Genomic DNA, 13458 nt, shown 5'->3' with positions numbered 1-13458 from the left:
AGTTGTGGATGGCCGTCGGTGTAAGCGCTAACAGTGGTGTGGCGGCGGCCCCGACATGTCGGTGGTGGTGGCCTGTGGGGTCGTAAATGTTAGCGCGAACATCGACCAGAGTTAATTAGAGCACATCCCGGCTTCCGGCGGGACCTCAGTTGTCCCGGCGGTGCCGGGCCGAGGGCGGCGGCGTGCCACCCACGGCCCGGCTCCCCGTGCGGGGGTTCGGCGGTACGGAGATCAGGGACTGGTGCAGCTGACTCCGCTGGGCGCGGTGGCCCCGTTTCCGGTGGCGGTGAACCCGAACGTGGTCGAGCCGTTCGCGCCGACCGTGCCGTTGTAGTCGGCGTTGCGGACCGACACCGAGCCGGTGGTGCCCGTGTTGACGCCGTTCCAGAGGCTGCTGATCGCCTGGCCGGAGGCCAGGGTCAGGCGTACGGTCCAGCCGTTGAGCGTGGTGGCGCCGTTGTTGGCCACGGTGACCTCGGCCTGGAAGCCGCCCGGCCAGGTGTTCACGGTCCGGTAGGTCGCGGTGCAGGCGCCCGGCTCACCCGGCGGCGGGGTCGTGACCGGCCGCGTCGTGGGCGGTGCGGTGGTGACCGGCGGCGTGGTCGGCGGCACGGAGGTCGGCGGCGCCGTGGTCGGCGGGGTGGTGGACGCGAACTGGCTGAAGAACCGCCAGATCTCCCCCGAGGTCCAGGTCCGGGAGTCGTTCGGGCTGGACGACCCGTCGACCGGGCTGGGGGTGTGGTCGCCGTCGAACGCGGCCCACTGCACCGGGTAGCCCTCGCGGCAGCCGGAGTACGTGGTGGTGATGTGGGTGAGGCTGCCCCGGCTCGGCTCGCGCGGGCTCTGCGCGGTGCAGCCGTTGTTCCGGACGAACGTGTCGCGCAGCGAGCGGCCCATGGAGATGTTCAGCACGCTGTCGTAGATGCCGTGGATGCCGAAGTAGGCGACCGGCTGGGTGCCGCCGTTGCAGCCGCTCAGGTTCGCGCCGGAGATGACGGTGACCGCGCGGACGACGTTGGGCCGGGCGCAGGCCACCGCGTAGCTCATCGCCCCGCCGTAGCTCCAGCCGAGCGCGAACCGCTGGGACGTGTCGACGCAGAGGTCGTTCTCGATCTGCCGGGAGATGTCGTCGAACAGCGTCAGGTCCCGGCCGTTGGTGTTGGCCCAGCCGTTGTCGATGCCCTGCGGCGCGACGAAGATCGTGCTGTTGTTCGACAGCGGCAGCAGGCCGTAGTAGCCGGCCGAGGCGACGTTGTTGGCCGAGCCGTTCAGCCAGTGGAACCCGAAGATCAGCCGGTACGGGTGGTTGCGGTCGTACCCGTCCGGGATGCGCAGGATGTAGCTGCGGTTCTGCCCGCCGCTGGAGATGGTGCGCGTGCCGCTGGACAGCGTCGGCGCCTTGCCGCAGCCGGCGGTCGCCGCGAGCGTGCCGTTTGTCGACGCCTGCGCCGTCTCGCCGAGGTCGGCGCTGAGCGCGCCGCCGGCCGCCGCCGCGAGGAGCACGGCCGCGGCGGCGACGGAGGTGAGAAGGGATGTTCGTTTCGCCATTGCTGGACTCCTTGCCCTGGGTGGTGGTGCAGGCCGGGCCGTCCGTCGATGCCGACGTCGCCTGCGAAGAGGGCGCGGAGCCGTGCGTGCGGCTGGGCCGAAGTCGTCCGGTGGCCGCCTGCGTCGGCGTGCATCGGCGGAGCGGCCCGGACTGGTCACCGATCGGCCGGACGGCGAGGGGACCCTCGTGCGCCGTGCCGATTGCGGGGGTGACGGGGAGCGTGCCCTTCGCTCCCGTGCCGGAACATAGCAGGTTATCGATAACATGTTCAACCGGTCGGTTCCGGAGAAGGAGCGGGCCGGCCGCCGGGTGAACGCTCACAGCAGCGCCCGGCGGGGACGCTGCCGCCTGCTCAGGCGTGGTCGGCCAGGGCCGGCAGGTCGCAGCCGGCGAGGGCGTCCGGCTGGGGAACGCGGGCGAGGTCCGCCTCGGCGAGCCCGAGCCGCCGGTACGCGGTGTGCAGCGCCGCGACCACGGCGCCCAGCGCGCCGGAGAGGTCACCGAGTTCCGCGCCGTGCACTGCCGCCTCGGCGGCCGGCACGATCTCGTGCAGCCGGCCGCGTAGCCGGACCAGGTCGGGTGTGAGCGCGTGGGAGACGCCGCCGCCGAGGACGATCACCTCCGGTTCGTAGGCGACCACCGCCGCGGTGAGGACCACCAGCAGCGCCTGCTCGACGTACTGCCTGACCGGCGCCAGTCGCGGGTCGGCCGAGCGGAACACGTCGGCCGCGTTGTCGAACGACAGGCCGAGTTCGCGGGCGCGGGCGAGGATGCCGGACCCGCTGATGATCCGTTCGAGCGGCGCGCCGAGCGGGCCGGCCGGCAGGTGGCCGAACTCGCCCACCAGGCCGCTGCGGCCCCGGAACAGCCGGCGGTCGATGGCGACGCCGGCGCCGAGTCCGGCCCCGATGGTGAGCATCACCGCTGTCTGCGCGTCCCGGGCGGCGCCGAAGCGCAGTTCCCCGAGCAGCGCGTAGTTGGAGTCGTTGTCGACCTCGACCGCGGCGCCCAGGTGCTTCTCCAGCAGCCGCAGGAACAGCGGGTCCTCCACCTGGGGCAGGTTCGGGGCGTTGGAGACGGCGCGGTCTCCCTGCCGGACGGCGCCGGGCAGGCCCACCGCTACGCAGTCGAGCCGCTCCCGGTCGGCGCCGACGGTCCGCATGATCAGGTCGGCCAGCCACTGGGCCAGCCGGGGCGCGTCGTAGTCGGCGGGTGTGGGCACGGTCCGGCCGGTCAGCGGCCGGGCGGCGAGATCGGCGACCACCAGCCGGACGTTGGAGCCGCCGACGTCGACGCCGCAGACCACGCCGCGTCCGGCGGCGATCGCGACCTGGGTCGCCCGGCGGCCCCGGTTGGTGGTGGGTGCGCCGTCGGTCTCGGTCAGCAGCCCCTCGTCGAGCAGCTGTTCCACGATCCGCGACACGGTGGCGGGGGAGAGGTCGGTCTCGTGGCCGATGGCCGTGCGGCTCACCGGGCCGTGGGTCAGCACGTGGGCCAGCACTGTGGACCGGTTCGCCGCCCGTGGTGCTCGAGATTCCACGCCCACCTCCGCCGATTTTCTTTCCGCCCGAATGTTAAAGCCGCGCCGCTGGATGAGCAACCATCCGGACCATGTCGTCTTCCGGCCCGCACCCGGGCGACGGATCCCACTGAATTCCGAGGTGAGGCCGGTGGTGACGGTTGAACCGAGTGGGTCGAATCTCTGACCAGCGCTCTTGACGGACTGTGATGACCGCGATAATACTTTCACCCTGAACGGAAATAGAGGTTGCCGGCCCCAGGGAGGCGGCGCGTGCCCCCGTACGCGCCGTGCCGGTCGCATCGGACCCCCGTGTCAGTCCGGAATCCCGGTTCCGGACCCCGTTGCTGTGAAGGGAAGAGCAATGATTCTCAGCCGTAGACGTGGCGCCGCCCTCGGCGCGCTCTGCGCCCTGGCGCTCATGGTCGGCGCCTGCTCGAACGAGACCTCCGGGAGCGGCGGCGCGTCGAGCGGCCCGCGTACCGAACCCAGCCTGTCGTTCGTCGGCCCCGGCGGCGAGACGCCGACCGCCGCCGACCAGCTCTCGCTGACCGACGAGGAGCGGCAGAAGGTCAAGGACGGCAACTACTCCGCCGCCTTCGTCTGGCACGAGGGCTCCGCGCTGACCAAGGCCGTCGAGTCCGGCGTCCGCAAGGAGTTCGACCAGCTCGGCATCAAGGTGCTCGCCAGCACCAGCGCCGAGTTCGACGCCGCCCGGCAGGCCAACAACGTGCAGACCGTGCTGGCGCTCAAGCCCGACCTGATCGTCACCATCGCCGTCGACCCGACCGCTGCGGCCGCCGCCTTCAAGCCCGCCGTGGACGCCGGCGTCAAGCTCGTCGTGATGACCACCCCGCCGAAGGACTACAAGTCCGGGCAGCAGATCGTCGGCATCGTCACCGCCGACCTGACCGCGTTCGGCAAGGCCAACGCGGAGATGCTCGGCAAGGCGCTCGGCGGCAAGGGCAAGGTCGGCTACGTCTACCACGACGCCGACTTCTGGTTCACCAACCAGCGGGACAAGGCGTTCAAGGACTGGCTGGGCTACCTCTACCCGGACATCGAGATCGTCGAGGAGGCCGGGTTCTCCGACCCGGCGCGCACCGAGGACATCGCCACCGCGATGCTGACCCGCCACGCCGACCTCAAGGGCGTCTACGTCGCCTGGGCCACCGCCGCCGAGGGCGTGCTCGCCGCGACCCGCCAGCAGGGCCGCACCGACGTCAAGATCGTCACGAACGACCTGGAGGCGAACCTCGCCGCCGACATGGTCAAGGGCGGCAACGTCGCCGGCATCGTCGCCAACGGCTCGACCCGGCTCGGCCAGAACCTGGGCGTCGTCGCCGCGTACGGCCTGCTCGGCAAGAAGGCCCCGGAGCTGGTCGTCGGATCGCCGATGGCCGCGACCAAGGACAACATCGCCGACGCCTGGCGCGACGACTACGGCCAGGAGCCCCCGGCCGAGGTGCTCGGCAACTGACGCCGGGCGGCGAGGTCCGGGGCCCGGCCGAACGCGCCCCGGACCTCGCCGGGCGCGGTCCGGCCCACCGCCGGGTCCGCGAGCACCGCGAGACGAGAGGAAGAAGCACATGGGGTACGTCCAGACAGTCCTCGGACCGGTGCCTCCCGAGTCGCTCGGCCGGGTGCTGAGTCACGAGCACCTCGGCGCGCTGGTGCCCGGGCCGTGGCTGTCCGGCGGCGTCGCCGACGACCGCGCGGACCTCGCCGCCGGGGCGGTACGCGACCTGCCCGAGCTGGGCTTCGGCACGATCGTGGACCTGTCCCCGTACGAGGTGGTCGGTCACGACGTGACGCTGCTGCGCGAGGTGGCACTGCGTACCGGCCTGCACGTGGTCGCCGGATCGGCGATCTACCTGGAGCCGTACTCGCCCGGCTGGGCGCTGCGCGCGAGCGTCGACGAGATGCGGGAACGCTTCGTCGCCGACGCCACCGTCGGTGTCGGGGACACCGGGATCAAGGTCGGCATCTTCGGCGAGCAGGCCACCGGGCTGAACGAGATCACCGCGCACGAGGAGAAGTGCCTGCGTGCCGCCGCCCGCGCCGCCGTCGCCACCGGCCTGGCGCTGAACACGCACACCACGCACGGCACCATGGCGCTGGAGCAGGTCGAGATCCTGCGCGAGGAGAAGATGGACCCCTCCCGCGTCGTCATCGGCCACCTGGACATCAACCCGGACCCGGACTACCTGCGGGCGGTGCTGGCCACCGGCGTCAACATCGCCTTCGACACGCTCGGCAAGCAGTTCTGGGACTTCGTGCTCGCCCCGCTGCCGGAGAATCCGCCGGAGGGCGAGTTCGGCAAGCGGGCGTACCACCGGCCCGACCGTGCCCGGCTCGACATGCTTGCCGGTCTGGTCCGCGACGGGTACGGCGACCGGATCCTGCTCTCGATGGACCTGACCGGCGCGGAGGCGTACCTGAACCCGCGTACGCACGGCCGGCTCGGCTACTCCTACCTCGGCCGGGAGATCGTGCCGGGTCTCACCCGCCTCGGTGTGCCGCCGGAGGCGATCGACCAGATGCTGGCGGCCAACCCGGCCCGACTCCTGACGGTCGGCTGATGGCCGCGCATCCGCGTCCGTCCGGCTACGTCGCCGGCGTCGACCTCGGCGGCACCAAGCTGCGGGCCGCGCTGGCCGACCTCGACGGTCTCGTCGTGAGCGAGCAGGTGCAGCCGACCGACCCCCGGGGCGGCACGGCGGTGGCCGCGCAGATCGACACGCTGCTGCGCCAACTGGCCGCCCGGGCCGGCGTCGACTGGTCCGACGTGCGGGCCAGCGCGATCGGCCTGCCCGGCGTCCCCGACCCGGCGACCGGCGCGATCGAGCTGTCGCCGAACGTCTCCGACCTCGAGGCGCTCGACGTGCGGGCCGAGCTGACCCGCCGCCTGGGGCACCCGGTCGTGCTGGACAACGACGTCAACATGGCCGCCGCCGGGGAGCGGTGGCTGGGCAGCGGGCGTACCCACCGGCACTTCGTGTTCGTGGCGGTCGGCACCGGAGTCGGCATGGGCATCGTGCTGAACGGTGAGCTGGTCCGGGGCGCGCGCGGCGCGGCGGGGGAGATCTCCTACCTGCCGCTGGGAACCGACCCGTTCGACCCGGACAACCAGGTGAAGGGCGCGCTGGAGGAGGCAGTCGCCGGCGCCGCCCTCGCCGCCCGGTACCGGGCGGTGTCCGGCGAGCAGGCGAGCGTGCCCGACGTCTTCGACCGGGCCGCCGCCGGCGATCCGGTCGCGCTGGCGGCCATCGACGAGGAGGCCCGGCTGATCGCCCTGGCGGTCGTCGCGGTCACCGCCGTCCTGGACCCGGAGGCGGTGATCCTGGGCGGCGGCATCGGCTCCCGGACCGAGCTCGTCGAGCCGGTCCGGCGCTGGGTCGCCGCGCTGAGCACGGGCGTTCCGTTGATCAAGACCAGCCTGCTCGGCGACCGGGCCGGCCTGCTCGGCGCCGTCGCGGTGGCCCGCCGGGAGGCCGGCGTCCACGACGGCACGACCACCTCTTTCCAGACAGCGGAGGGACGATAGATGACCCACACCGATGCGGCGGTGAAGACCAGCGCCGCCCCGGCCTGGCGCCGGATCAACTGGCGCGACTACGTGGTCTACATCGGCTTCGCGGTCGTGTTCCTGTTCTTCGCCGTCACCCAGGGCAGCAACGGCTTCCTGACCACGAGCAACCTCACAAACATCGTCATCCAGACCGCGCCCATCACGATCATGGCGGTCGGGCTGGTCTTCGTGCTGGCCGCCGGCGAGATCGACCTGTCGATCGGCTCGGTCGTCGCGCTCTCCGCGCTGGTCGGCGCGGTGACGCTGCGGGAGACCGACAGCATGCTGCTCGGGGTGGCCGCCGGTCTCGCCGCCGGCGCGGCGGTCGGCCTGGTCAACGGCGTCTTCGTCACCCTGGTCCGGCTGCCCTCCTTCCTGGTCACGCTCGCCACCATGGGCGCGGTGGCGGGCCTGGCCCGCGAGGTCACCGGCCTGCAGTCGGTGCCGGTCAGCAACGACGCGTTCCTCTCCTTCTTCGGCCAGGGCGAGATCCTCGGCATCCCCGGGCTGGTGCTCTGGTCGGTGGCGGCGGCGGTGGTGGGGTACCTGGTGCTGCGCCAGACCCGGTACGGCGCGCACACGCTCGCCATCGGCGACAACGTGGCGGCGGCCCGGGTCAGCGGCATCAAGGTGATCCGTGTCAAGATCATGGTGCTGATGGGCAGCGCGATGTGCGCCGCCCTGGCCGGCCTGCTGTACGCCGGACGCCTCCAGGGCGCCCGGTACACCCTCGGCGAGGCCGACCTGATGTCCGTGATCGCCGCCGTGATCGTGGGCGGCACCAGCCTCTTCGGCGGCAAGGGCTCGATCGTCGGCGCGGTGCTGGGCAGCCTGCTGATGGGCATGCTCAACAACGGCCTGATCCTGGCCGGCCTGTCCGTGTCCCAGCAGATGATGGCGCGCGGCGCGATCATCCTGGTGGCCGTCTCCCTCTCGCTGCGCGAGCGGCGAAGCTGACCCGGAAGGAAGCAACCGCATGTTTCTGGACCTGCTGCGACGCCGCAATCCGGGCCTGCTCGCCGCCGCCGCGCACCTGCACGACAGCGGTGACCTGCCGGCGAACTCCTACGCGTTGGACCTCGACACGGTCGCGGCGAACGCCGCCGCCATCCGCCGCGAGGCCGACCGCTTCGGTCTGTCGGTCTACGCGATGACCAAGCAGGTCGGGCGCAACCCCGACTTCTGCCGGACGGTCCGCGACGCGGGCATCACCGAGGCGGTCGGCGTCGACCTCCAGTGCGCGCTCGTCGACCGGCACGGCGGGCTCGGCATCGGTCACCTCGGTCACCTGGTGCAGATCCCCCGGCACGAGGCGGCGGCCGGGCGGGAGCAGGCGCTGCTCGCCCGGATCGCCGCGCCCGGCGACCGCTTCTACCGGGGCCACGAGGGCGGCTGGGCGGCCGACGAGATCGTCGCGGTCGCCGACCGGCTCGACGCCCTTCCCGGCGCCCGGTTCGCGGGTGTCACCAGCTTCCCGACCCAGTTGTTCGACCCGGCTGCCGGACGGGTCGTGCCGACGCCCAACCTCGGCACCCTGCGACGCGCCGCCGCCGCGCTGCGCGCCGCCGGGCGGTCGCACGTCGAGATCAACGCCCCGGGTACGACGTCGACGGCGATCCTGGCCACGCTGGCCGAGGCGGGCGTGACGCAGGTCGAGCCCGGCCACGGGCTCACCGGCACGACGCCCTGGCACGCGGTGACCGACCTGGTCGAGGAGCCCGCCGTGCTCTACGTCAGCGAGGTGTCGCACCTGTGGGACGGTCGGGCGTACGTCTTCGGTGGCGGCCTCTACGTCGACCCGGTGCTCGGCCGGGGCGGCACCCGGGCGCTGATCGTGCCCCGGGGCGGTGGTCTCGACGACGCCTACCTGGTCGACGTGGAGATGCCCGCGCCGGAGGCGATCGACTACTACGCGATGGCCGACGTCAGCGCGGCGCCGAGGTGCGCCCCGGGTGACACGGTCCTGTTCGGCTTCCGGCCGCAGGCGTTCGTCACCCGGGCGCTGACCGCCGGCGTGACCGGCATCCGGTCCGGCGCTCCGGCCGTGGCCGGGGTGTACGCCGCCGACGGCTCGGCGCCGATCGGGTTGGAGGACACCGCCGCGGGCGACGGCCCCGGCATCCAGGCGGCTCGCCGCGCAGGGAGGGCATGATGAGCACCGTCACCCACAAGGACGACGCGACCCGGGCGGGCGCCCCGGCGCTGCGGTTGCGCGGCATCCGCAAGCAGTTCGGCGGCGTCGTGGCGATCGAGCGCTTCGACCTGGAACTGGCCGCCGGGGAGATCACCGCCCTGGTCGGCGACAACGGCGCCGGCAAGTCCACGCTCGTGAAGATCATCTCCGGTGTGTACCAGCCGACCGAGGGTGAGCTGGAGATGCACGGGCGGCCGGTGACGTTCCGGGACGCCTCCGACGCCCGCCGGCAGGGGGTCGAGGTGGTCTACCAGGACCTGGCCCTGGCCGACTCGCAGCCGGTCTACATGAACATGTTCCTGGGCCGGGAACTCACCCGTGGCCCGCTGCGCCTGCTCGACCGGCGCCGGATGGCCCGGGAGACCCAGGATCTGGTGGACGCGCTGGACGTACGCATCCCCAGCGCGAAGGCGACGATCCGGGACCTGTCCGGCGGCCAGCGGCAGGCGGTGGCGATCTGCCGCGCCACCCACTGGGCCAGCGGCCTGGTGCTGATGGACGAGCCGACAGCGGCGCTGGGCGTGGCCGAGACCGCCAAGGTGGAGGAGCTGATCCTGAAGCTGCGGGAGCGGGGCGCCGCCGTGCTCGTCGTCAGCCACAACCTGGACCAGGTGTTCCGGATCGCGGACCGGGTGGCGGTGCTGCGCCGGGGACGCCAGGTCGGCGTCCGCGGCATCACCGGGACCAGCCGCAACGAGATCGTCTCGATGATCACCGGCGCCTCCGAGGAGACCGCCCGTCCCTGAACCGCGCGGCCGGCCGCGCGCACGATGACCCCGGGTGTCCCTCCCGGGGTCATCGGCGTTCCGCGTCCGGTTCGCGGGGCGGCGCTCCATGATCAACGCCGATGGCGGACGGCTCGTGCGTAACGGTCGTGTGAACTTGTGTGAACGCGGCTTCGTGCGTTGTCTCGCAGTTCGGGAGCGTTATCAAGCCGAGTCCATGAGGGCTCAGTGAACGCCGTTCACCCTATTGTTCACTGCTGCTAAATCCGGTAGAACTCCTGATAGGTCCGCTGCTCGGGCCATCTGCCTCGTGCTTCTAGGAGGACTTCTCATGGCTCGTTCACCCCGTCCGGGCGCCTCCTCGCCCGCGCTCTCCCGCCGCGGCGTCCTGCAGCTGGGGGGTGGCGTCGCGCTCCTGCTCGCCACCAGCGCCTGCGCCGCGGACAGCGGCAACAAGTCCACCGACGGCAAGTCCGGCGGCGCCGCCGCCAAGACGCTGCGCATCGCCGTCTCCAGCTACCTGTCGAGCTGGGACCAGGACTTCGTCGGCTTCGACCTGACCGCGCTGATGCTCTACAAGAACGTCTTCCCATACCTGATCGACTACGGCGTCACCAACGCCGGCGGCAGCCAGATCCTCGACACCCAGAACATCACCCCCACGTTCGCCGAGTCCTTCGAGCCCGACGCCGAACAGAAGGTGTGGACGCTCAAGCTGCGCCGCGGCGTGAAGTTCGCCAGCGGCAACGAGATGAAGGCCGCGGACGTGAAGTGGTCGAAGGACCGCGCGTTCGCCGCCCAGGCCAACGTCGCCGGCGTCTACCGCACCATCGGCCTGACCAGCGCCGACCAGGTCAAGGTCGTCGACGACTACACGGTGGAGTTCCACCAGGCCTTCCCCAGCGCGCTCACCCGGCAGATCCAGGCGATCTCGCTGTACGTCTTCGACTCGGTCGAGGCGAAGAAGCGCGCCAGCTCCAGCGACCCCTGGGCCAAGGAGTGGTTCGCGAAGAACCCGCCGACCGGCGGCTACTTCAACGTCGCCAAGGCCACCCAGGGCCAGGAGATCGAACTCAGCGCGAACACCGACTACCCGGGCCCGGACCCGGCCAAGACGCCGACCATCCGGATCTCGGTCGTGCCGGCCGCGTCCAACCAGCGGCTGCAGCTGCAGGCCGGCGACATCGACATCGCGCTGGGCATCAGCCAGCGCGACATCCAGGACCTCAAGAAGGCCCCGGGCATCAAGGTCATCTCGGCCGCCAGCAACCGCCAGGTCGCGATCCAGATGTCGGTGACCGCCGCGCCGTTCAACGACGTGAACGTGCGCAAGGCGCTCGCGTACGCGGTGCCCTACGAGCAGATCATCAACAACGTGTACGGCGGCGACGCCCGCGCGGCCAAGAGCCCGGTCCCGCTGGACATGCCCGGCTACGACGAGAGCGGCTACCCGTTCACCTACGACCTGGACAAGGCGAAGGCCGCCATGGCCGCCGCCGGCCGGTCGTCGCTCGACTCCGAACTGGTCTTCGAGGCCGACAACGAGGAGCAGCAGAAGATCGCCGTCCAGGTGCAGAGCGAGGCGGCGAAGGCGGGCATCCGGCTCAAGCTGACCCCGCTGGACCCGGCCACCCTGGGTGAGCGGCGGACCAAGAAGAACATCCCGCTGCAGATCACCTCCGGGCAGCTCTGGGTGGACGACGTCGAGTACATGCTGGCGACGAGCTTCGTCAAGGGCGCCAACCTCAACTACTCCAACTACAGCAACCCGGAGATCGAGCAGATCTACGAGAAGTCGCACACCACCGTCGACACGGCCGCCCGCAACGCGCTCTGGAAGCGGGTCCAGGAGATCCTCGCCGCCGACGTGCCGTGGGTGGTCATCTGCCAGCCCAACTTCAACCTGCCCGTCCGGGAGTCCGTCGCCGGCTGGGTGCAGCCGATGGACGGCCTCGCCCGCCTGCGCTACCTGAGCGCGTCGGCCTAGGGACGTCAACCGCCCATGCGAATCTTCCGCTTCGTCGTCAGGCGACTGCTCCAGCTGATCCCCGTTCTGCTCGGAGTGGTCGTCCTGGCGTTCCTCCTGGTCCGGGTGCTGCCGGGCGACCCCGTCCGCAGCATCCTCGGGCAGAACGCCACCGAGGAGGACGCCGCCGCCGCCCGGGCCCGCTTCGGGCTGGACCAGTCGCTGTGGCAGCAGTTCCTCGACTACCTCAGGGGACTGGTCACCGGTGACTTCGGGACCTCCATCCAGAGCGGCAACTCCGTGGGATCGGAGATGGCGCTCCGGGTGGGGCCCACCCTGGAACTCGTCGTCATCGCCGTGAGCATCGCGCTCGTCGTGGCGACGGTCCTGGGCATCTGGTCGGCCAAACGGGCCAACCGGGTCGGTGACCACAGCGTGCGGATGTTCGCCCTGGTCGGCAACTCGATCCCCGAGTTCTGGCTCGGCCTGGTGCTGGTGCTGGTCGGCTACAGCATCCTCGGCTGGTTCCCGGCGCCGAACGGGCGGGTCGACCCGGACACGAACCTGACCCCGCTCACCGGGGCCGATCTCGTCGACGCCGTGCTCACCGCCAACGGCCCGGCGATCGCCTCCGCCGCGGCGTACCTGGTGCTGCCCGTGCTGACCCTGGTGGTCGGCGTGGTCGCGCCGCTGCTGCGCAGCGTCCGGGCCTCCGCGCTGGAGGTGCTGCACTCGGAGTCGTACGCCGCGGCGAAGGCGCACGGGCTGCGCGACCGCACGCTGCACTACGGCTACCTGCTGCGGGCGACGCTGGTCCGGCTGCCGTCGCTGGCGGCGCTGGTCTTCGGCACGGCGATCGGCTCCACCGTGCTCGTCGAGTACGTGTACTCGTGGCAGGGCTTCGGCCAGTGGGCCCTGCGCGGCCTGCTCTACCGGGACTACCCGGTGGTTCAGGCGTCGGTGCTGGTCATCGCGTTGTGCTACGTGCTGGTGTTCCTCATCGCCGACGTGGTCCACGCGATCCTCGACCCGAGAGTGAGGCTCTGATGGCCGAGTTGCGCGCCGCCGTCAGCGGCGACTCCGCACAGACGCCGGTGGTCGTCGCCGGCGGCGACCGGGACAGCCGGTTCGCCCGCCGCATGATCATCGTCGGTGCGACCATCCTGTCGGTGGTGGCGCTGGTGGCGGTGTTCGCGCCGCTGCTGAGCCCGTGGGGCGAGACCGAGATCGACCCGGCGAACACCCTGGTGGCGCCGGGCGGCAACCACCTGCTCGGCACCGACGGCAACGGCATGGACATCTGGAGCCGGGTGCTCTACGCCGCCCGGCTCGACCTGGGCATCGCCCTGGCCGCGGTGGCGCTCGCGGTGGTCGTGGGCACGCTGCTCGGCCTGGTCGCCGGCTACTTCGGCGGCTGGCTCGACGACGTGCTGATGCGGGTGGTCGACATCTTCCAGTCGTTCCCCACGTTCATCCTGGCGCTGGCGGTCGCCGCCCTGCTCGGCAACGGCACGATCAACCTGATCATCACGATCGCGGCGGTGAACGCGCCGGCGTACGCCCGGCTGGTCCGCGCCGAGGTGCGGTCGCTGCGGGAACTGCCGTTCGTGGACGCCGCCATCACCTCCGGGGCGTCGCCGGTGGGCGTGCTCTGGCGGCACCTGCTGCCCAACAGCCTCACCCCGGTACGGGTGATCGCGCCGCTGAACTGCGGCTGGGCGATGCTCACCCTGGCCGGGCTCTCCTTCCTCGGCCTGGGCGTGAGCATTCCCGAGGCGGAGTGGGGGGCGATGATCAGCCTGGGCGCCGCGGACGTGGTCGGTGGCCGCTGGTGGACCTCGGTCCCACCCGGCCTGGCCCTGTTCGTCTGCGTCCTCGGGTTCAGCCTGCTCGGCGAAGGCCTGCAGGACCGCGCCAACGCGAAGCGGCGGTAA

The 13458-nt window shown here is 71.7% G+C and carries 11 protein-coding genes; 9 read left to right on the top strand and 2 right to left on the bottom strand.

Annotated features, from left to right (window positions below; genetic code table 11):
- Positions 1–231: 231 nt before the first annotated feature.
- Complete coding sequence (locus BAW75_RS26805; protein ID WP_104115313.1) at positions 232–1548, bottom strand: CE1 family esterase; 1317 nt, start codon at positions 1546–1548, stop codon at positions 232–234.
- A gap of 353 nt (positions 1549–1901) precedes the next feature.
- Positions 1902–3089: an ROK family transcriptional regulator gene (locus tag BAW75_RS26800; protein ID WP_064447530.1), complete on the bottom strand. Its 1188-nt coding sequence runs from the start codon at positions 3087–3089 to the stop codon at positions 1902–1904.
- Positions 3090–3432: 343 nt separating this feature from the next.
- Between BAW75_RS26800 and BAW75_RS26795 the strand changes: the two genes are divergently transcribed.
- The 9 genes from BAW75_RS26795 (at position 3433) to BAW75_RS26755 (ending at position 13458) form a co-directional block, all read left to right on the top strand.
- Positions 3433–4548 (top strand): substrate-binding domain-containing protein, encoded by a 1116-nt coding sequence (locus BAW75_RS26795; protein ID WP_043325211.1) that lies wholly within the window; start codon positions 3433–3435, stop codon positions 4546–4548.
- A 109-nt stretch (positions 4549–4657) separates the two neighbouring features.
- On the top strand, positions 4658–5650 hold the full coding sequence (locus BAW75_RS26790) for a phosphotriesterase family protein (RefSeq protein ID WP_104115312.1): 993 nt from the start codon (positions 4658–4660) through the stop codon (positions 5648–5650).
- Positions 5650–6615, top strand: a complete 966-nt coding sequence (locus BAW75_RS26785; protein WP_104115311.1) for an ROK family protein — start codon at positions 5650–5652, stop codon at positions 6613–6615. Before BAW75_RS26790 ends, BAW75_RS26785 begins: the two co-directional genes overlap by 1 nt.
- Positions 6616–7596 carry an ABC transporter permease gene (locus BAW75_RS26780; protein WP_030499606.1) on the top strand — a complete coding sequence of 327 codons (981 nt, stop codon included), beginning with the start codon at positions 6616–6618 and terminating at the stop codon, positions 7594–7596.
- Positions 7597–7615: 19 nt separating this feature from the next.
- A complete protein-coding gene (locus BAW75_RS26775; protein WP_104115310.1) occupies positions 7616–8791 on the top strand; it encodes an alanine racemase in 1176 nt (391 codons plus the stop codon).
- Positions 8791–9579 carry an ATP-binding cassette domain-containing protein gene (locus BAW75_RS26770; RefSeq protein ID WP_043325207.1) on the top strand — a complete coding sequence of 263 codons (789 nt, stop codon included), beginning with the start codon at positions 8791–8793 and terminating at the stop codon, positions 9577–9579. Before BAW75_RS26775 ends, BAW75_RS26770 begins: the two co-directional genes overlap by 1 nt.
- A gap of 310 nt (positions 9580–9889) precedes the next feature.
- Positions 9890–11545, top strand: coding sequence for an ABC transporter substrate-binding protein (locus tag BAW75_RS26765; RefSeq protein ID WP_043325206.1), 1656 nt, complete (start codon positions 9890–9892; stop codon positions 11543–11545).
- Between the two features lie 15 nt (positions 11546–11560).
- Positions 11561–12571: an ABC transporter permease gene (locus BAW75_RS26760; RefSeq protein ID WP_043325205.1), complete on the top strand. Its 1011-nt coding sequence runs from the start codon at positions 11561–11563 to the stop codon at positions 12569–12571.
- Positions 12571–13458, top strand: coding sequence for an ABC transporter permease (locus BAW75_RS26755; protein ID WP_064447403.1), 888 nt, complete (start codon positions 12571–12573; stop codon positions 13456–13458). The genes BAW75_RS26760 and BAW75_RS26755 overlap by 1 nt, the downstream gene beginning before the upstream one ends.

The organism is Micromonospora chalcea (genome assembly GCF_002926165.1).
In the GTDB taxonomy this organism is placed as follows: Bacteria; Actinomycetota; Actinomycetes; order Mycobacteriales; family Micromonosporaceae; genus Micromonospora; species Micromonospora chalcea.
The sequence above is the reverse complement of the archived record's forward strand: the minus strand, read 5'-3'. Positions and strand labels throughout refer to the sequence as shown.